Here is a 20056-nt window from a genome sequence, read left to right as displayed (position 1 = left end):
TATGGTCACAGTACGTGAACAGTTACCTGAACAACTAACCGAGTTGTCAGAGGAAACGACTGTAGAGCATGCCGCCGAAACGCAAATCGGTTTAGCCTCATGGTTGGATCGGGTGCGTGAAATATTAGATGGGGCGGAGCTTGAACAACTTGAAAAAGTCGCTCATTTAACCCTGCAAAAAGAGTTAGATTCAACGGTTAATCATCGTTCCAATACTTTTGCTACAGGCGTTGGAATGGCCGACATTCTGGCACATCTCCATGTAGATGAAGATACTTTATCAGCAGCAATGCTTTATCGTAGTGTGCGTGAAGGCATTACCGATATAGAAGAAGTAAAACAGAAATTCGGGGAGCAAGTTTACAACCTTGTCAAAGGTACTTTGGCAATGGGTAAGCTCTCAGAACTTATTGAAAAAAATAAACGGTTAGAAGATCACTTTAATAATAATCAACGAGAACATCTAAGCGGTATTTATAAAATGCTGATTTCGGTGACCGAAGATGTTCGTGTTGTTTTAATTAAGTTGGCTGAGCGTACTTATTCTTTGCGAGAGCTTGCAAATTCCTCTCGTGAACGCCAAGAGCGTGTAGCGCGTGAAATTCTTACTATTTATTCGCCGTTGGCACATCGACTCGGTATTGCTCAGCTTAAATGGGAACTTGAAGATCTAGCGTTTCGCTATTTGGCTCCAGATCGTTATAAAGAGATTGCTTCATTACTCAATGAAAAGCGTTTAGAGCGTGAGCATTATATTCAGTTCGTCATTGATCGTTTGAAAAATGAGTTAGCGTCTTACGGCATTGAAGCTGAAATTACAGGGCGTGCAAAACACATTTATTCGATTTATCGAAAAATGAAGAGCAAAAACCTGAGCTTCGACCAACTTTATGACATTCGTGCTTTGCGTGTGTTGGTCAATAGTGTGCCAGAATGCTACCACTCTTTAGGTATCGTACATCAAATCTGGCGTCATATTCCGCATCAGTTTGATGACTATATTACAAACCCGAAAGCCAATGGTTACCGTTCTTTGCATACGGCTGTAATTGCTGAAAATAAATCTCTTGAAGTGCAAATTCGTACTCATGAGATGCATGATGAAGCAGAGTTAGGCGTATGTTCACACTTTAACTATAAAGAAGGTTCAAAGAATACTGACCATTCCTTTAACCATCGTTTGCATTCATTACGTGCTGTTTTAGAACACTATCAAGAACGTAATGAAACGACGGTACACCAAAATGAAGATGAAACAGAAGGCTTTGAACAGTTACAAGACTTTGAAGGCTTTGAGAAGATTTATGTTTTCAGTCGTGATGGTGATATTAAAGAATTGCCGCGTGGTTCAACAGTTTTAGATTTTGCCTATCATGTGCATACAGAAGTAGGGAATAAGTGTTATGCAGCGCGGGTCAACCAGCGTTATGTGCCACTTACCTATACTTTAAAAACGGGTGAACAGGTTGAAATTTTAACTAAAAAAGATCGTGAACCAAACCGTGACTGGTTAGTGAACTCTCTAGGTTATATTAAAACCTCTCGTGCACGTGACAAGTTGCGTCATTGGTTTAGACAGCAAGACCGTAGCAAGAATCTTGAAGTAGGCCGAGAACTGCTTAATAAAGAGTTAGCTCGTCTTGCGATTCACCCAAAAAGTATCGACTTAAACGATTATTCATCACATTTTAATGTGAAGACCGGCGACGACATTTTGGTGAATTTGGTCAGTGGCGATATTAGCTTACATGCCCTGATTAATCAGGTGAACCGCCAAATGCATCTAGATCAGGATGAGCCTGAACTAGTACTAAAACCAACATTAAATCCACGTGCCAGCCATACACTATCAGCACATGGCATTTTAATTGATGGTTTGGATAATGTAGAGCTGCACATCGCTCAATGCTGTCAGCCAGTGCATGGGGAATCAATCGCTGGATATATTACTTTGAACCGTGGTGTCAGCATCCATAAAGTCATTTGTTCTGACTATCAGCGTATGATTAAGCAAGAGCCAGAGCGTGCTGTTGAAGCGGATTGGGAAATGCAGCCAACACGTGGTCAAAGCGTTCAAATTGTGGTGGAAGCTTATGATCGTCGTGGTCTGCTTAAAGACTTAACTCAAGTGATTTTCTCTGACCAAATCAATATTCGTCAAGTTAATACAATTTCTGAGGCAGATGGTATTGCCAATATGAAGTTGCTCATTGAGGTTAAAGGTTTAGCACAGCTTTCTCGTTTGTTGGCTCGTTTAGAGCAGCAACCGGGAATCATTAGTGCGCGACGCATGATTCAAGGTGTTTAATAAATTGAGTAAAAAGGCTGTCAAATGACAGCCTTTTTACTGCAAATTATTTTCTAGATAAATAAATATTGGTGAGTCGATTTAGAAACTGAGGGCTCAACGTTGAGAGTTGATAAAGCAGTTTGGTTTTTATACCCACTGGAGTGTGGGTGGGCGTCCAAAAATGAGCTTTTTTCTCTACAAGCGTAAGCACCTGCTCAGCAATATCATTTGGGGTTAAATCTATCCCCATATTCTGAATGGTGCCTGCATCCATATTGTTAACCATTGCAGTTTGGACAAATAGCGGCATCACATCTAAAACGCGAATACCATATTTTTTCCATTCCACATCTAAACCTTCAGTAATTCCGCGAACTGCAAATTTACTAGCTGAATAAGAGATCAAATCAGCTTGACCATAAATTGCAGAAGCTGAAGAGAGATTGATAATGCGTGCAAAAGACGCTTGCTTTAAGTAGGGTAGAGCAGCGTGACAGCCATTGATTACGCCGTTTACATTAATATTTATTGTTCTTTGATGAGCTTTAATATCAGTCGTTTCAAACGCGCCAGAATATAAAATACCTGCATTATTTACCAAAATATTAAGTTCACCAGCCCATTCGGTAAATTCCTTTAATATGTGTTGCCACTGGCTGTAAACACTTACATCTAGATAGCCGGCACGGGCGTTTGGCCCTAAATGATTTGCTAGTTCCTGGGCAAGCGATTCATTAATATCATAAATGCCTACTTTATATCCTTGTTTGTAGAATACGCGTGCAATTTCAGCCCCAATACCTTGAGCGGCACCACTAATCAGAATACTGTATCTCATCTTTTTTCTCTTTGTCAGTACAATAGTGCGACTGATTTAATCGCTTTGATTTTGATCATAACAAATTAAAATCTTAGTTTGACTGACCGACTTTTTAAACTTGAGGGTTACCATGGATAAATTGCTTAAAATCATGCAAGAGTTACGTGAAAAATGTCCGTGGGATCAACAGCAAACTCCAATGTCACTGACTAAATATGCGATTGAAGAGGCGTATGAAGTCGAGTCGGCCATCCGTCAAGGTGATATTAATGAAATTAGAAATGAACTAGGCGATTTGTTATTACAGGTTGTGTTTCAATCACAAATGTTTAGTGAGCAAGGCGCTTTTAACTTTCAAGATGTTGTTGAGGCAATAAGTGAAAAGTTAATACGCCGTCATCCCCATGTTTTTCAGGCAGATCAATTTAATACTTTAACACCAGAACAAGTAAGTGAGCTTTGGAAACAAATTAAGCAACAAGAAAAACAAGGCAAGCCGCAATCAAGATTAGATGAAATTAAACATGGGCCAGCCCTGTTACAGGCACAAGAAATTCAAGCAAATGTAGCTAAGGTTGGGTTTGATTTCGAAACGGTAGAAGATGCTTATGAAAAACTAGAAGAAGAGTTGGACGAGTTTAAGCAAGCCCTAAAAAATCAAAATATTGATGAAATTCAAGACGAATTTGGAGATTGCCTGTTTTCATTAGTCAATGTTGGACGTAAACTTGCGATTTCAAGTGAAACATCACTTTTATCGACAATACATAAATTTAGAAGCCGTTTTGCTTTTATTGAAGATCAAGCGCAAAAACAGCAAAGAACATTAGAGGACATGACCTTGTCTGAAATGGATGAATTGTGGAATCAGGCAAAGCGGCAGTTAAAGTTAGGGGAAAAAACACATGCAGCTCAGCATGAATCTTTGGAAGAATAAGCACAATATTTTCATTATTTTATTTTGGAGCCTGATCTCATCAACGCTAGTTCAGGCTCAATCTTTTGATCAAAATTTTAAGGAGTGGAAGGCTAAACAGCAGAGGTATGATCAGAAGTTGAGCATGCAGCACTCCTCTCATTCTAACAGTCCAAAAAGTTCAGTTATGACTGATTCGTCAGGGCAAATACACTTGAATCAAGCCAATATTGATGAGCTCCAAAAGCTAAAAGGTATTGGTGAGAAAAAGGCTCAGGCAATTGTGGAATACCGTCAAAAGAATGGCGGCTTTAAAAATATTGATGAATTTAAAAACGTAAAGGGCATTGGTCCAGCCATTTTTGAAAAGAATAAAACGCGTTTGACTTTATAAATCATTTGTCTGTCAATTATCATTTCATGCGCAAACTACAGAGAATCAAATTGCCCTTTGTGTGCGTTAGAGCTATGATTAGCGACAACTTGTTATTTACGTCCTGACGTAGGAGACAGCGTCTTTTGCAAACCTTGCGAGCGTCAAAATGTGGTTTGTCCACAGCCCAACTTCCTTCTTCGATTTTAGATGTGATCGATAGCCTGACTAAAGCTGGCTATGAAGCTTATATTGTTGGGGGTGGTGTCCGTGATTTAATGCTAGGGCTTAATCCTAAAGATTTCGATGCAGTCACTAATGCAACACCTTCCCAGATTAAAGAAGTTTTTGGTCGACGTTGTCGAATCATTGGCCGTCGATTTGAATTAGCACATGTCTATTCAGGGCGTGAGCTTATTGAAGTTGCAACTTTCCGTGCTCCTCCAAAAAAAGCAGTCACCAGTGCTTCAGGCATGATTTTACGTGACAATAACTGGGGAACCATCGAACAAGACTTTGCTCGCCGTGACTTTTCAATCAATACGCTATATTACCAACCGCGTAAGAGTATTGTGCTTGATTTCTGCAAAGCAATTGATGATGTAAAAAATAAAACTCTACGTTTATTGGGCGATCCTGCACAGCGCTTCGAAGAAGACCCAGTGCGTATGCTGCGAACTCTACGTTTTGCAGCCAAGTTAAATTTCAAAATTGACTCAGATATTCTCAATATATTTGATGCAGAGATGACGCAACTATTGCGTGACGTCTCTCCACATCGTTTATATGATGAATCTCAGAAGCTCTTTACAATGGGACATTTGGCGCGTGTTTTGCCAATGTTGATTGAGTTTGGTGTTTGGAAACAACTCTTTGCCGATATTCAGCCTAACCTCACTCCATTTATTCTAAGGGCAGCAAAGAATACAGATCAGCGTATTCAAGTGGGTAAAACAATCAACCCTGCATTTTTCTATGCAGTCTTATTGTGGCAACCATTTTTAGAGCGTTGTGAATTTTATTTATCTAAAGGTGTGGTACCAGCTGAAGCGCGTGCACAAGCTGGTTTAGATGTCTTAAAACGTCAGGCAACACGCACTGTGATTCCTCGTTTTGCAGAAACTTTTATTCGTGAAGTTTGGGAAATGCAGACCCGTTTGCTTAATCCGAAACCACAGCAAATTGAAGCATTGGCTGGACATGCGCGTTTCCGTGCTGGTTTTGACTTCTTGTTACTTCGTGAAAAGTCAGGTGATGACACAACACAAGGAATGGGAAGCTGGTGGGAAGCCTACCAAGAAATGTCGAATGACGAAAAAGAAGCTGCAATTAGCCAGTACAATCGTCAGAAAGCTAGAAACCGTCGTAAAGCCGTTGCTGAACCTGTTGAAAACAATAAAGTTGAGACGGAAATCGAACCTTTGGTTGATATTCCTGAACCACGCAGCCGTCGTGGGAAAAAAGAACGTGCTCGACAAGAACAATCGATGGGTCGTTTCGTTGAAAAAGCCTCTGCTTCAGAAGCTGGGGTGATGAGCGACCATCCGATTTTGAAGCGTAAGCGAGTACAACGCGATTTAAGCCAAGTTATTTTTGGGCCAACGCAATGACAACGAAGACCTATATTGGTTTAGGAAGTAATTTGGGTGATTCGCGCCAAATCTTATCTGAAGCCATTGCTAAGCTTAAAACTTTAGGTGGAGTGAAAGTTTCTAAACTTTATCAAAGTCCACCTATGGGGCCTCAAGATCAACCAAATTATTTAAATGCAGTTGCAGAGCTAAATACAGATCTCATGCCTTTAGATTTGTTAGACCAGTTACAACGATTTGAGCAAGAAGCTGGTCGTGTACGCGTTCGTCGTTGGGGAGAGCGTACCTTAGATCTGGATTTGCTTATATATGGTGATGAAAAAATTCAAAATGAGCGCTTAACTGTGCCACACATTGGAATTCTAGAGCGAGATTTCGTTGTAATTCCTTTATTAGATTTAGACGCTGATTTACATATTAATGATCAGCCACTTAAAAATTTAGAACTCATACAGCAGCCCACGCTGACTGTACTTGCTGATGAGTCTTGGGCTTAAAACCTGACTTATTACGTTCTGCAAACTCCTGTAGAGGATACCATCATGATTAGTCTAAGTGACTTAAGAAAATTTAAAGCCGAAGGACGTAAGTTCTCTTGTCTAACTTGTTACGATGCGAGTATGGCAAAAGCAATGGAACTTGCTGAAATTGATACAATCTTAATTGGTGATTCTCTTGGAATGGCAATTCAAGGTCGTGACTCAACTTTACCTGTAACTGTTGAGGACATGGCTTATCATACGGCGGCGGTGCGTCGCGGTAACCAGCATGCTTTGATTATGACTGACTTACCATTTATGAGTTATGCCACCTTAAATGATGCTTTGCAAAATGCAAGAACAGTTATGCAAGCTGGTGCTCAGATGATCAAAATCGAAGGCGGCGCTTGGCTAAGTGAAACTGTACAAGTGTTAACACGTAATGGTGTACCTGTATGTGTACATTTAGGTTTAACTCCTCAATCTGTACACGTATTTGGTGGTTACAAATTACAAGCTAAAACACGTGAAGCAGCTGATCAACTTATTGCTGACTGTACGGCAGTGGTTGAAGCGGGTGCGGCAGTTCTATTGCTTGAATGTGTTCCTGCTCAGTTAGGACAGGAAATTGCCGAACTATTTCCAAATACACCTGTGATTGGTATTGGTGCGGGTAATGCGACTGATGGTCAGGTACTTGTGGTACAGGACATGTTGGGTTTAACTTTTGGTCGAGTTGCGCGTTTTGTCCGTAACTTTATGAAAGAACAATCTGGTGAAACAGCAATCCTAGATGCTTTTAAAGCTTTTCATGCTGCTGTGCAGGACCAGTCATTTCCAGCCAAAGAACATACTTTCCACGTTGAGCTGTAATTCATGAAAACAGAAACCACCATACAAGGTCTTGCAGCTTCTTTAAATCCTGCTAGAGCTGCGCGTAAAATTATTGGTTTTGTCCCAACAATGGGAAATCTACATGAAGGACATCTCACACTTGTTCGTGAAGCGAAAAAGTTATGTGATGTTGTGGTTGTTAGTATCTTCGTAAATCCAACTCAATTTGGACCGGGTGAAGATTTTGACAACTATCCTCGTACTTTAGAACAAGATAGTCGTCTATTAGCCGATGTTGGTTGTGACATTATTTTTGCACCATCAGTCGAGCAAATGTACGGTACTCAGCCACGTTTAACCAATATAAGTGTTAGCCAAATTACTGATGCTTTATGTGGTAGTTCACGTCCTGGGCATTTTGATGGCGTAGCTTTGGTGGTCACCAAACTCTTTAATATTGTGCAACCTAACTATGCTTTCTTTGGTCAAAAAGATTACCAACAGTTAGCAGTGATTCGCCAGTTTGTACAAGATTTAAATATCCCGCTAGAAGTAATTGGTGTGCCAATTGTTCGTGCAGCAGATGGCTTAGCTCTTAGTTCAAGAAATGGTTATTTAAGTCCAGAGCAACGTCAGGTCGCTCCGGTTATTTATCAAAGTTTAAAGCAAGCTGAGCAGCAGTTACATCAAGGCAAAGATCTACAACAAGTTTTAGAAGATATCAAAACTCAGTTGACAGATAATGGGTTTGTTGTGGATTATGTCGAAGCTCGTCAGTCAAATCTGTTACCTGCTACTCAGTTTGATCGTGATATTGTGTTATTCATCGCGGCAAAATTGGGTGCAACTCGTTTGATTGATAATTTAGAAGTTGCCTTTACACCCCAATAAACAGATCAAAGGACAGCCATGCCATGAAGCGTATACTTATCGTGACAGGACAGTCTGGTTCAGGAAAATCTTCGGCTCTCCAAGTGTTAGAAGATTTGGGCTATTACTGTATTGATAATTTGCCTTTGGCATTGCTGCCCGAAATTGTGGCAAAGCTAGATCATGAAAATAATCTAGAGCAGTTGGCATTAGGTGTGGATGTTCGAAGCACTCGTGCAGATATGCAAGAGTTCGATCATGTTTTTGAGCAACTACAAAAACATGGCACAGTTGATGTGATTTATCTGACTACGCAAGATCAGGATTTGATCGCACGTTTTAGTGCATCACGTCGTCCGCATCCATTGGCCAATCGTTTTAAAAGTCTGTTGCAATGTATTCATGAAGAAAAGCAATTGCTGCTCCCAATTCAGTTCCGTGCTACGGTTCATATTGATACAACGGATAAAAGTGTTCATGATTTAAAGCATATTTTACTGTCTAAATTGGGGCAGTCGGATAAGCTTATCGTGATATTGCAGTCATTTGGATATAAACATGGCATTCCTTTAGATGCTGATTATGTTTTTGATGTACGGCATTTACCAAATCCGCATTGGGATTTAGAATTGAGACGTTTTTCTGGTTTGGATGAGCCAGTAAGACAATTTTTAGAAGCAAGTCCGCAAGCAAACGAAATGTTTGATGATATCCTTCACTTCTTAAAAAAATGGCTTCCAGCATTTGCTGAAGGACATCGTCACTATATGACGATTTCTATTGGTTGTACGGGTGGTCAACATCGTTCCGTTTATATCGTAGATAGACTAAAACAAGCACTTGAGGCAGAATGGTCTGTTCAGGTCTTACACAGAGAAATGAAGCACTGGTCATGATAGACACAACTGTTGATGTAATTAATAAACTCGGTTTACATGCTCGTGCATCAGGAAAACTGATAGAGGTCACTACAAAATTTCGTTCGTCAATCCAAATTGGAAAAGGCGATCATTTAGTAGATGCAAAAAATATTATGTCTTTGCTGATGTTAGGTGCAGGTAAAGGGACCACTTTGCGATTGGTCATTGATGGTACCGACGAAGAGCAGGCATTAAATGAAGTACAGGCGTTATTCGCCGCAAAATTTTATGAGGCAGATTAATCGTGGCACGTCGTCCCCAACGTTATACTGAAGAAGATTTTGGCTCTTTAGAAGGACGTGCAAGTAAGACAGAGCAGAAAAAAGCAGTTCAACGTATGGCTGCTTTAGGTGAGCAATTAGCACAACTTTCTGTTAAACAGATTCAAAAACTCCCAGTTGATGAACGTTTAATTGATGCGTTAATGGAAGTACAGAACATTAGTTCTTTTGAAGCTCGTCGTCGTCAGTTTCAACGTATTGGTAAATTATTGCGTAATGAAGATGAGACCGTTATTTTGTCTTATTTAACTCCGCAGCAAGGCGCAAAAAAACAGGCTCAATTGATGCGTTGGGTTGATCGTATGATCGAACAAGGTGACCCTGCAATTAATGAATTTAGTAAAATTTATAATGCTTCGGAACGGCACACCTTGCGTCAGCATGTGTTGAGAATCAACCGTGATAAGAGTCAACAAGTGAGTGAGGCAGAGCTTGAGGCGTCAAAAGGTAAATTTGTAAACTATGTACAGCAAATTGCTTTATTGTCTGATCAAGGCTAAATGCTTTTCCATAAAAAAGCGACGCTCAAGGCGTCGCTTTTTTTATTTATACATTTTCAGCCCGTTCTCTTGCCCATTCACGCAAGATAAATTTCTGTAATTTACCTGTCGATGTTTTCGGAATTTCTGTAATAACCACATCTTTAGGCACTTTAAAGCGCGCTAATTCTTTTTGGCAGTGTGCAATAATTTCTTCAGGTGTTGCTGTAGCACCCATCTTTAATTCAATAAACGCGCATGGTACTTCTTGCCAACGTGCATCGGGTTTAGCGACTACAGCAGCGGTTAATACAGCAGGGTGTTTATACAAAACATCTTCTACCTCTAAAGATGAAATGTTTTCTCCACCTGAAATAATGATGTCCTTCGAACGATCAGTAATTTTTGCATAACCATCTGGGTGGCAAACGGCTAGGTCGCCCGTGTGAAACCATCCGCCAGTAAAGGCTTCTTGAGTTGCTTTAGGGTTCTTTAAATAGCCTTTCATGACAATATTGCCACGGAACATGATTTCTCCCATGGTTTGACCATCATTAGGCACAGGTTCCATAGTCTCGGGGTCTAACACACGCATACTGTCTTGTAACGGGTAGGGTACGCCTTGACGGGAATGAAGTTGGGCTTGTTCAGCAATTGATAGTTCATTCCATCCAGATTGCGAAGCACATAGGGCAGAAGGCCCATAAGTTTCTGTTAAGCCATATACATGGTTTACGTTAATCCCCATGTTTCGCATCCCTTCAATAATGGCAACAGGGGGAGCTGCCCCAGCAACCATGACTTCAACATGGTGAGCAAAGCTGGTTTGTTTTTCTTTAGGTAAGTTAAGAATCATTGAAAGAACAATAGGCGCACCACAGAAATAATCAACTTTATGGGCTGCAATCAATTGCATGACTAATTCGGGATCGACTTTGCGTAAACAGATATTGGTTCCACCACTTGCTGCTATGCTCCATGCAAAACACCAGCCATTACAATGAAAGAGGGGGAGTGTCCATAAATACACAGCACGCGGTTTCATTCCACAAGCCAAGATATTGCTTGCAGCATTAAGATAAGCCCCGCGATGATGATAGACCACACCTTTAGGATTACCTGTAGTTCCAGATGTGTAATTTAAGCTAATCGCATCCCATTCATCTTCTGGTAAATGCCAAGAGAAGTTAATGTCGCCTTGAGCGATCCATTCTTCATATTCAAAGGAACCCAAAAACTGATTTTCACCTTCGTATTCCGTATCAGCTACATCAATCACAACAATGTGCTGATTCGGAATAAGTGAGAGGGCTTCTCTTGCCAAATTCACAAATTCAGGATCAACCAACAGCACTTTACTTTCAGCATGTTCCAACATGAAAGCGATTGTTTTTGCATCTAAACGTGTATTGAGGGTATTAAGTACCGCACCCGCCATAGGAACTGCAAAATGTGCTTCAATCATGGCTGGAATATTTGGCAATAAGACTGATACCGTATCATTTTTCTCAATTCCCAGTTGCTTGAGCTGAGATGCAAATTGACAGCAGCGTTGATAAGTTTCTTTCCATGAAATTTGGCGCTTACCATGAATAATCGAAGCTTGATCTGGGTAAATATAAGCCGCACGCTCTAGGTAGCGTAGAGGTGATAACGCAACAAAGTTTGCGGGTGTGCGTGGTAACTCATCATAAGCACTAACCATGTGAAACAACTCCGTGTTCTATTTTTAATTCATTCTTTGAACATATGATTTAATATTAATCAAAGCATCTATGCTTTAGTCTTAAAGAGCGATACCCTCCAGTCAAAAAATGAGCAGAAATGCTATTTTCTTCATCTTAAACCACTTGTGTTAAACATGTTTAAAAATCATCTCAATATATTTTTTAAGTCATTTATTGCTGTTTACGCGATAAGCAAAATGTATTTATGATTTTATGGACTCAAAGGTTTTCACATTGCTTGAACAAGTGTAAAATCTTTCAGGTTTTTTAACTTTGATTTACACCGTTTTTATATTTTGAGGTTCGCCTCGATCATAATCTCGCGGTGAAATGCTCCTTCGTATAGGGCATCACTCCTTAAGGATTTTTTTATGCCAATTATCACATTGCCAAATGGCGATCAAAAGAGTTTTGATCACGCTGTATCTGTTATGGAAGTTGCCCAAAGTATTGGGCCTGGTCTAGCAAAAAATACTGTTGCTGGCCGTGTAAATGATCGCTTAGTTGATGCATGTGACTTAATTACCAAAGATTCGACCTTACAAATTATCACTCCAAAAGATGAGGAAGGTCTTGAAATTATTCGCCACTCTTGTGCACACCTTGTAGGGCATGCTGTTAAACAGCTTTTCCCGGAAGCCAAGATGGTGATTGGTCCAGTCATTGAAGAAGGTTTTTACTACGACATCTGGATGCCACGTCCTTTTACTTTGGATGATATGGCAGCTATCGAAGAGCGCATGAAAAAGCTCATCGATCAAGATTATGATGTCGTTAAAAAAATGACACCACGTGATGAAGTTATTGCTGAATTTACTGCGCGTGGCGAAGAATATAAATTACGCTTGATTGCAGACATGCCTGAAGAAACACAAATGGGCTTGTACTACCATCAAGATTATTTGGATATGTGTCGTGGTCCACACGTACCGAATACCAAATTCTTAAAATCGTTCAAGCTCACTAAAATCTCTGGTGCATACTGGCGTGGTGATGCGAAGAACGAACAGCTTCAACGTATTTATGGTACAGCTTGGGCAGACAAAAAACAGCTCGCTGCATACATCAAACGTATCGAAGAAGCTGAAAAGCGTGACCATCGTAAAATTGGTAAAGCTTTAGATTTGTTCCATATGCAAGAAGAAGCACCGGGTATGGTGTTCTGGCATCCAAATGGCTGGACTATTTACCAAGTACTTGAACAATACATGCGTAAAGTTCAGCAAGACAACGGTTACCTTGAGATTAAAACACCACAAATTGTAGACTTTACATTGTGGGAAAAATCAGGACATGCGGCGAACTATGCTGACAACATGTTTACGACTCATTCTGAGAATCGTAACTATGCAGTTAAGCCAATGAACTGCCCATGTCACGTGCAAGTTTTCAACCAAGGTTTGAAGTCTTACCGTGATCTACCGATTCGTTTAGCAGAGTTTGGTTCTTGTCATCGTAACGAACCATCAGGTTCTTTACACGGCATTATGCGTGTACGTGGTTTTACACAAGATGACGCGCACATCTTCTGTACTAAAGAACAGATCGGTCAAGAAGTTGCAGACTTTATTAAGCTGACTTTAGAAGTTTATAAAGATTTTGGTTTTGAAGAAGTGCAAATGAAACTTTCTACACGTCCAGAAAAACGTGTGGGTGATGATGCACTTTGGGATATGGCTGAAAAATCTTTAGCAGATGCTTTAGATGCAGCGGGTCTCGAATGGGAATTACAACCTGGTGAAGGCGCGTTCTACGGTCCGAAAATTGAATTCTCATTGAAAGACTGTCTCGGACGTGTATGGCAGTGTGGTACTATTCAGTGTGACTTCAACTTACCAGAACGTTTAGATGCATCTTATGTGACTGAAGACAATGATCGTGATCAGCCTGTGATGTTGCATCGTGCAATTCTTGGCAGTTTTGAGCGTTTTATTGGTATACTAATTGAACACTACGCTGGTTTCATGCCACCTTGGTTGTCGCCGTTACAAGCATGTGTCATGAATATTACCGACTCTCAAGCTGAAGCTTGTGAGAAAGTCGTAGCAAAACTCAAAGAAAATGGCCTTCGTGCTATTTCTGACTTGAGAAATGAAAAAATCGGATTTAAGATTCGTGAGCGTACTCTAGAGCGTATTCCTTACCTATTAGTTCTTGGTGATCGAGAAGTTGAAGAAGGTACAGTGAATGTGCGTACCCGCTCAGGAAAAAATTTAGGTACTATGTCAGTAGATGCATTCATTGACTTAGTGAAGTCTGCCGTCGCCGAACGTGGCCGGTATATTGTGGAGTAAGAAAGATTAAACAGCCTGACCGTAACCAACAACAAGGTGCAAAAAGCAACCGTCCAGCAATTAACGACGAGATTCGTGCAAAAGAAGTACGCCTCGTTGGTGCTGACGGTGAGCAAAAAGGAATTGTTTCATTAAATGAAGCACTGCGCGCTGCTGAAGAGGCAGATCTTGACCTAGTTGAGATCGTTGCAAACGCCGAGCCGCCTGTTTGTAAAATTATGGATTACAACAAGCACTTGTTTGACCTTAAGCAGAAGCAAAAAGATGCGAAGAAAAAACAGCATCAAGTGCAAGTGAAGGAAATCAAACTGCGCCCTGCAACTGATGTTGGTGATTATCAAGTTAAGCTTCGTGCTATTTTGAAATTCCTTGAAGAAGGAAACAAAGTGAAAATCACTTTACGTTTCCGTGGTCGTGAAATGGCTCACCAACAACTTGGCTTAGCTCAATTACAAAAAATTGAAGCGGATGTCGCTGAGTTTGGGGTTGTGGAACAAGCACCTAAAATGGAAGGCCGTCAAATGGGTATGTTACTTGGACCTAAAAAGAAAAAGTAATACTCAAAAAAAGCACTGCAAAAGCAGTGCTTTTTTATATCTTCATCATAATAAAAAAAGATGATTTAATTTTCTCTGTTCAGTTTTATTTAAGACAATTGCTATATCTTTTAAAAGAAATTCAATTCTTGAATTTTATGTATTTTTTAGTGTTGGAAATCTCATCGTCCCTCTTAAAACATGCTATAACGCAAGACGCAGTCATGATAACGATGAATAGGAAAATAGAATGATTGATCTATATTATTGGGGAACTCCCAATGGACATAAAATCACAATTGCCTTAGAAGAAATGGGACTGGACTACACTCTTTACCCAATAAATATTTTAGAAAATGATCAATTTCAACCAGACTTTCTGAGAATTTCTCCAAATAATAAAATTCCGGCAATTGTTGACCAAGATGGACCTCGTGGTGAGCCAATTTCAATATTTGAATCAGGTGCGATCCTGCAATATCTAGGTCGGAAAACTGGATTATTTTATCCAACTGATGAGCAAGAGCGAGTTGAAGTTGAACAATGGCTCATGTGGCAAATGGGTGGGCTAGGGCCTATGCTTGGGCAGAATCATCATTTTAACCGCTTTGCACCAGAAAAAATTCCATATGCTATAGACCGCTATGTAAATGAGACTAAGCGCTTATATGGTGTGCTGAATAAGCAGCTCATTGGCCAGAAGTTTGTTGCGGGTGAATATTCGATTGCTGATATGGCGATTTTACCTTGGATTTTGCGCTATGAATGGCAAGGTATTCAGCTAGAGGATTATCCTTATGTGCAAGAATACATTGTCCGCTTGACGGCACGTCCTGCGGTACAAAAAGCACTATCAATTAAAGTCATCTAACTCTTATTGGTAGCGTAATGAATAAAGTGAAAGGTGATTTGGTCTAATTTAATATGCTAAGTTACTTTTTACTTTTTTTGAGCGCGTTTGGGGCGGCTACATTATTACCGTTACAATCAGAAGCTGTACTCGCCACCTTATTATTGAAAAAAGAATATTCTGCTTTTCTTCTAATTTCTATCGCCACTTTCGGAAATGTACTGGGCTCGTGTGTGAACTGGTGGCTTGGTTTAAAAATAGAGCAGTTTAAACACAAAAAGTGGTTTCCTGTTTCTGAAAAGCGTTTAGAGCAAGCTCAAAGCTTTTATCATAAGTATGGATTTTATTCGCTGCTTCTAAGTTGGACACCTGTGATTGGTGACCCAATTACTTTAGTTGCGGGTTTATTTAAAGAAAATTTTTGGCGCTTTTTAATTATAGTTTTGATTGCTAAAGCAGGACGCTATATTTTTATTTATTGGGTGATTACAGGTTTTATTTAAAATAAAAGCATCCGAAGATGCTTTTATTAAAATGGTTTAACTAGTCTTCTGAGCTTTTTGTAATATCGACTTTAAATAGGTCATTGGTTTTTAGCCAACAGAAGGTGACCACTGCAAGTGTCATACAACCACCAAAAATAGTCGCTGCAATCGTTCCTAAATATTTGGCTGCTAAACCTGACTCAAATGCACCAAGCTCATTACTTGATGAAACGAACATGCCATTTACGGCAGCAACACGACCACGCATATTTTCTGGCGGAAAAATTTGCAAAATGGTTTGTCTAACCACAACTGAAATACTGTCACAAGCGCCCGTCATAGCCAACGCAAATAGTGATAACCACATGTTATTTGAGAACGCGAAAAGAATCGTGAAAACACCAAATCCTGCAACAGCAAGTAGCATGTTACGCCATGCATGCTGAGTTGGTGGAAAGCGAGTCAAAGCAATCATAGTGACCAGCGCTCCAATAGATGGCGCCGCACGCAAATATCCCAGTCCTTCTGGACCGACTTTTAAGATATCTTCTGCAAAAATTGGTAATAATGCGATGACACCACCAAATAAAACAGAAGCTAAATCAAGAGAAATTGCCCAAAGAACAATTTTAGTTTTCCAGATAAAACGGAAACCATCTCCTAAACTTTCTAAAACATTAGCAGTTTCAATTTTAGGAAAAGTACGCTTATGCAATAGGTTAATTAAGATGAAACAAATACCAAGTAAAACCGCAACACTAAATAGACTTGTTTCTCGGCCTAAATAGGCAAGCATGAAACCACCAAGCATTGGCCCGATAATTACACCACTTTGCCAACCGATTGTCGTCCATGTTGCACCATTTGCATACAGTTCACGAGGAATCAAAAATGGTTTTAAAGACGTTGCAGAGGGATTATAAAACCCACGTATAGTACCTAAGCCAAAAATAACAGCATAAATACCCCATGAAAGGAAATTTACGCTGATATGACCTAAACCATGCAGATGGAACAGCGACCACAGCACTAAAGGAAGAGGAACCGAGAAAAACAAACAGATTTTCATAATAATCTGTTTATTAAATCTATCTGCAAAATAGCCACCCCAAAGAGAAAGAGCAATAAAAGGAATGGCTTCTGCGAGTCCAATTAAACCTAGAGTCAGAGGGTCTTTGGTAATTTGATAAAGTGAATAAGCAACAATAATTTCTTGAATCAGAATTGCTAAAGTTAAGCAAAATTGATTAATCGTAACAATTGAGAAATCTCTGTAGCGTAAGGCAGCAAATGCATCATGTTTCTGCATTAGGAATATCGTATGTTGATAATTTGATCGTATTATAAATGGAAAAAAGCACAGGCGCTTTATTTATTATTGATATTGCTGACACGGTTGAATTTGGAAAAGTCTTTTTTGCAACCATAAAAACAGTAACTAATAGTTTTAATTTTGCTCAGGTTGCTATAAAATACGCGCTTCCTTACCTGCAGGTCGATTTTGCAATGGTGCAATCGCGCCGAACAGGTGCCTAAAAGAGGTTACTATGGCTAAGTTAAAAACTCGCCGTGGTGCAGCTAAACGCTTCAAAGCGACTGCAAACGGTTTTAAGCGTAAACAAGCGTTCAAGCGCCACATCTTGACCAAAAAATCTGCTAAACGTATCCGTCAATTACGCGGCTGTGTAATGGTTCATGTTTCTGACATGAATTCAGTTCGTCGTATGTGCCCATACATCTAAGGAGATTATAAATGGCTCGTGTAAAACGTGGTGTAGTGGCTCATCGTCGTCACAAAAAAATTCTTGCTCGCGCTAAAGGTTACTACGGTGCTCGTTCACGCGTTTACCGCGTAGCGTTCCAAGCGGTAATCAAAGCTGGTCAATACGCTTACCGTGACCGCCGTCAAAAGAAACGTCAATTCCGTGCTCTATGGATTGCGCGTATCAATGCTGGTGCTCGTCAAAACGGTTTGTCTTACAGCCGTATGATCGATGGCTTGAAAAAAGCTCAAGTGATCATCGACCGTCGCGTATTAGCTGACATCGCTATGCATGATGCAGTAGCATTTGCTGCTTTAGCTGAAAAAGCTAAAGGCGCATTAGCTGCATAAGCTTAGAGATTCAAAGAAAGACCGCTTTTTAGCGGTCTTTTTTATTATTTATCTAAAGGCCAAAATAATAAGCCAGAGCACAAATAATAATGGTTAGAATAATCAGCTTAATAACGCCTGAACCAGTGCCTTTATGGTGCTGAGACTTGAGATGCTGTGGATTTTCATTTGATTGCTCAAATGGAGATGATTTAACTACAGGTACCATCTGAGCTGTCTGATAATGGTTGGCAACTTTCACAATAAGCTTGGCAAACAAATCATCAGTTTTTTGTGTAAAGTTTCTTAAATTAATGAGTTGCTCTTGGTCTAGTTCTTCTCCTAAAGGATCATTTGCAAGGCGTTTCTTTTGTTCTAAATAATTGGCTAATGCTTGTGTACGAGATAAAAGTTGATGAGCGTAATCTGCGGGATAATTCTCTGGAATTAATGCAAGTTTTGGCTCTAAGCTTTTAATATTTGTACCATCAAAAAGAGCATTTTGAAGTTCTGGCTCCTCAAAGCCTGCTGCATATTTACTACGAAATAATTCACTATCCATAAAATCAGTTATTTCTTGCCATGGCGGATTTTTTAAATCAGCTTCAATTTTTTTTGATAATTTTTCATTGAGTTCAAAACGCCAGAAAGTTTCTAAACGAAGCTCACAGGTTTGTGAGGCAGGGGCTTCAAACTCATTATCATTGTTATACCATTCGGCAAGCTCATGGCCAAAAATCCAAGCAAATTTCTTATCATTCTGATGACTCACAATAAAATGAGTATAAGGCAAGAGCTCGACATTGCTATTTGGATTTTGCTCTTCATTGAGAAGGCTTGATAAATGTAAGCTGAGCTTTGTGGTGCCTTGTTTTTTTAATGCTTCTAACCAAACTTGGAAGTGTTGGGCCAACAAATGTTGAGAAGTTAAGTCACGAAACTGAAAACTATGATGGTCGAAAATATGATGTTGTCGCCATTGGTTAAAGCTTAAATTCTGACGGAGGTATTCATTACCATATGTCACAAGCGTAAGTTGTTGTTTCCAAATCTGATTAAGCGCCATAATAGTTGATCTCATTGACGATGCTACTATCTTATACGTTTTATCTTTTTGTTGCCTAATACATTTTTCATGATGGATAAACTTCATCAATTCGATGAAAAACTGTTAGAATGCAGTGTTTTATTATATTTTTTAAATTTGTTGCTTTGAGAGTTAATATGTCACTGGAAGCCCTGACCACAGAAGCGCTTGCTGCCATTGCAGCAGCTCAAGACCTTGTTGCACTTGATCAGGTGCGTGTGCAATTTACAGGGAAAAAAAGCCAGCTTGCAGAACAATCGAAAGCATTAGGGAAAATGGACCCTGAAGAACGTAAAGTACAAGGTGCTGCGATTCATGCTGTTCGAGAAACAATTAATACTGCATTAACAGAGCGTCAAACGGCACTACAACAGGCAGCACTTGCGCAAAAGCTAGCAAGTGAAACGATTGATATTACACTGCCGGGCCGTGGTCAACGTATTGGTACAGTTCATCCTGTTACTCAAGTACAAGAGCGAATTTGTCAGTTCTTCACTAAAGCTGGTTTTACAGTTGCAACCGGTCCAGAAGTTGAAGATGACTATCACAATTTCGAAGCATTAAATATTCCTGGTCACCATCCAGCACGTGCTATGCACGATACTTTCTACTTTGATGCCACTCACTTGCTACGTACGCATACCTCTGGGGTACAGATTCGTACAATGGAGACGAGTGAGCCGCCAATTCGTATCGTGTGCCCTGGCCGTGTTTACCGTTGTGATTCGGATCAAACGCATTCGCCAATGTTCCATCAGATCGAAGGCTTATACGTTGCTGAGAACACCAGCTTTGCTGAATTAAAAGGTTTATTGATTAACCTACTGAATGAATTTTTTGAGAAAGATTTAAAAGTACGTTTCCGTCCTTCATATTTCCCATTTACAGAGCCTAGTGCAGAAGTAGATATCATGGATGAGCGTGGGCGTTGGTTAGAAGTATTAGGCTGTGGCATGGTACATCCAAATGTATTGCGTGCTGCAGGTATTGATCCTGATAAATACAAAGGCTTTGCTTTTGGCTTAGGGGTAGAGCGTTTTGCAATGTTGCGTTATGGCATTAATGATTTGCGTATGTTCTATCAAAATGATGTGCGTTTCTTACGCCAATTTGCCTAACAGTTTTTCAGGA

The 20056-nt window shown here is 40.0% G+C and carries 22 protein-coding genes; 18 read left to right on the top strand and 4 right to left on the bottom strand.

Annotated features, from left to right (window positions below; genetic code table 11):
* Position 1: 1 nt before the first annotated feature.
* Positions 2–2308, top strand: a complete 2307-nt coding sequence (locus H7R46_RS15610) for a RelA/SpoT family protein (protein WP_002117181.1) — start codon at positions 2–4, stop codon at positions 2306–2308.
* Positions 2309–2354: 46 nt separating this feature from the next.
* On the opposite strand, the gene H7R46_RS15605 is transcribed toward H7R46_RS15610, so the two are convergent.
* The gene (locus H7R46_RS15605) at positions 2355–3128 is read right to left on the bottom strand and encodes an SDR family oxidoreductase (RefSeq protein ID WP_005066263.1); all 774 of its coding nucleotides are present in this window, start codon (positions 3126–3128) and stop codon (positions 2355–2357) included.
* 112 nt (positions 3129–3240) lie between these two features.
* Between H7R46_RS15605 and mazG the strand changes: the two genes are divergently transcribed.
* The 9 genes from mazG to yjgA all read left to right on the top strand — a co-directional run bounded on the left by mazG (position 3241) and on the right by yjgA (position 9875).
* On the top strand, positions 3241–4047 hold the full coding sequence (mazG, locus tag H7R46_RS15600) for a nucleoside triphosphate pyrophosphohydrolase (RefSeq protein ID WP_005066265.1): 807 nt from the start codon (positions 3241–3243) through the stop codon (positions 4045–4047).
* The gene (locus tag H7R46_RS15595) at positions 4016–4420 is read left to right on the top strand and encodes a ComEA family DNA-binding protein (RefSeq protein WP_005066267.1); all 405 of its coding nucleotides are present in this window, start codon (positions 4016–4018) and stop codon (positions 4418–4420) included. Before mazG ends, H7R46_RS15595 begins: the two co-directional genes overlap by 32 nt.
* A 125-nt stretch (positions 4421–4545) precedes the next feature.
* The gene (gene pcnB, locus H7R46_RS15590; protein ID WP_005066269.1) at positions 4546–6009 is read left to right on the top strand and encodes a polynucleotide adenylyltransferase PcnB; all 1464 of its coding nucleotides are present in this window, start codon (positions 4546–4548) and stop codon (positions 6007–6009) included.
* Positions 6006–6488 carry a 2-amino-4-hydroxy-6-hydroxymethyldihydropteridine diphosphokinase gene (gene folK, locus H7R46_RS15585; RefSeq protein WP_002117282.1) on the top strand — a complete coding sequence of 161 codons (483 nt, stop codon included), beginning with the start codon at positions 6006–6008 and terminating at the stop codon, positions 6486–6488. The genes pcnB and folK overlap by 4 nt, the downstream gene beginning before the upstream one ends.
* A 45-nt stretch (positions 6489–6533) precedes the next feature.
* Positions 6534–7343 (top strand): 3-methyl-2-oxobutanoate hydroxymethyltransferase, encoded by an 810-nt coding sequence (gene panB / locus H7R46_RS15580; RefSeq protein ID WP_002117298.1) that lies wholly within the window; start codon positions 6534–6536, stop codon positions 7341–7343.
* 3 nt (positions 7344–7346) lie between these two features.
* Positions 7347–8195, top strand: a complete 849-nt coding sequence (panC, locus tag H7R46_RS15575; RefSeq protein WP_002117191.1) for a pantoate--beta-alanine ligase — start codon at positions 7347–7349, stop codon at positions 8193–8195.
* Positions 8196–8218: 23 nt separating this feature from the next.
* Positions 8219–9070, top strand: a complete 852-nt coding sequence (gene rapZ, locus H7R46_RS15570; protein ID WP_005066272.1) for an RNase adapter RapZ — start codon at positions 8219–8221, stop codon at positions 9068–9070.
* The gene (locus tag H7R46_RS15565) at positions 9067–9336 is read left to right on the top strand and encodes an HPr family phosphocarrier protein (RefSeq protein ID WP_000567533.1); all 270 of its coding nucleotides are present in this window, start codon (positions 9067–9069) and stop codon (positions 9334–9336) included. The genes rapZ and H7R46_RS15565 overlap by 4 nt, the downstream gene beginning before the upstream one ends.
* A gap of 2 nt (positions 9337–9338) precedes the next feature.
* Complete coding sequence (gene yjgA, locus H7R46_RS15560) at positions 9339–9875, top strand: ribosome biogenesis factor YjgA (protein ID WP_002117241.1); 537 nt, start codon at positions 9339–9341, stop codon at positions 9873–9875.
* Between the two features lie 46 nt (positions 9876–9921).
* Here yjgA and H7R46_RS15555 read toward each other — a convergent pair whose 3' ends face one another.
* Positions 9922–11559, bottom strand: coding sequence for an acyl-CoA synthetase (locus H7R46_RS15555; protein WP_005066275.1), 1638 nt, complete (start codon positions 11557–11559; stop codon positions 9922–9924).
* A gap of 393 nt (positions 11560–11952) precedes the next feature.
* Between H7R46_RS15555 and thrS the strand changes: the two genes are divergently transcribed.
* The 4 genes from thrS to H7R46_RS15535 all read left to right on the top strand — a co-directional run bounded on the left by thrS (position 11953) and on the right by H7R46_RS15535 (position 15764).
* The gene (gene thrS / locus H7R46_RS15550; protein ID WP_086260956.1) at positions 11953–13875 is read left to right on the top strand and encodes a threonine--tRNA ligase; all 1923 of its coding nucleotides are present in this window, start codon (positions 11953–11955) and stop codon (positions 13873–13875) included.
* A 5-nt stretch (positions 13876–13880) separates the two neighbouring features.
* A complete protein-coding gene (gene infC, locus H7R46_RS15545; RefSeq protein ID WP_075383312.1) occupies positions 13881–14432 on the top strand; it encodes a translation initiation factor IF-3 in 552 nt (183 codons plus the stop codon).
* A 229-nt stretch (positions 14433–14661) separates the two neighbouring features.
* Positions 14662–15282, top strand: a complete 621-nt coding sequence (locus H7R46_RS15540) for a glutathione S-transferase N-terminal domain-containing protein (RefSeq protein ID WP_002117212.1) — start codon at positions 14662–14664, stop codon at positions 15280–15282.
* A 53-nt stretch (positions 15283–15335) separates the two neighbouring features.
* Positions 15336–15764 (top strand): YqaA family protein, encoded by a 429-nt coding sequence (locus H7R46_RS15535; RefSeq protein ID WP_005066279.1) that lies wholly within the window; start codon positions 15336–15338, stop codon positions 15762–15764.
* A gap of 40 nt (positions 15765–15804) precedes the next feature.
* On the opposite strand, the gene nreB is transcribed toward H7R46_RS15535, so the two are convergent.
* Positions 15805–17055, bottom strand: coding sequence for a nickel resistance MFS transporter NreB (gene nreB, locus H7R46_RS15530; RefSeq protein WP_002117292.1), 1251 nt, complete (start codon positions 17053–17055; stop codon positions 15805–15807).
* Between the two features lie 38 nt (positions 17056–17093).
* Here nreB and H7R46_RS15525 point away from each other — a divergent pair, with 38 nt between their 5' ends.
* Genes H7R46_RS15525 through rplT form a run of 3 tightly spaced genes read left to right on the top strand, consistent with a single transcriptional unit; the run spans position 17094 to position 17859 of the window.
* Positions 17094–17282 (top strand): hypothetical protein, encoded by a 189-nt coding sequence (locus H7R46_RS15525; RefSeq protein ID WP_005066290.1) that lies wholly within the window; start codon positions 17094–17096, stop codon positions 17280–17282.
* 11 nt (positions 17283–17293) lie between these two features.
* Positions 17294–17488 carry a 50S ribosomal protein L35 gene (rpmI, locus tag H7R46_RS15520; RefSeq protein WP_002054552.1) on the top strand — a complete coding sequence of 65 codons (195 nt, stop codon included), beginning with the start codon at positions 17294–17296 and terminating at the stop codon, positions 17486–17488.
* A gap of 11 nt (positions 17489–17499) precedes the next feature.
* Complete coding sequence (rplT, locus tag H7R46_RS15515; RefSeq protein WP_000124858.1) at positions 17500–17859, top strand: 50S ribosomal protein L20; 360 nt, start codon at positions 17500–17502, stop codon at positions 17857–17859.
* 52 nt (positions 17860–17911) lie between these two features.
* Here the strand turns inward: rplT and H7R46_RS15510 are convergent, their stop codons facing one another.
* Positions 17912–18904, bottom strand: a complete 993-nt coding sequence (locus tag H7R46_RS15510) for a hypothetical protein (RefSeq protein ID WP_005066292.1) — start codon at positions 18902–18904, stop codon at positions 17912–17914.
* A gap of 158 nt (positions 18905–19062) precedes the next feature.
* On the opposite strand from H7R46_RS15510, the gene pheS reads away from it, so the two are divergent.
* On the top strand, positions 19063–20043 hold the full coding sequence (gene pheS, locus H7R46_RS15505) for a phenylalanine--tRNA ligase subunit alpha (RefSeq protein WP_005066295.1): 981 nt from the start codon (positions 19063–19065) through the stop codon (positions 20041–20043).
* The last annotated feature ends 13 nt before the right edge of the window (positions 20044–20056 follow it).

The sequence above is a fragment of the Acinetobacter sp. BEC1-S18-ESBL-01 genome (assembly GCF_014169935.1).
Classification (GTDB): domain Bacteria; phylum Pseudomonadota; class Gammaproteobacteria; order Pseudomonadales; family Moraxellaceae; genus Acinetobacter; species Acinetobacter pittii.
The sequence above is the reverse complement of the archived record's forward strand: the minus strand, read 5'-3'. Positions and strand labels throughout refer to the sequence as shown.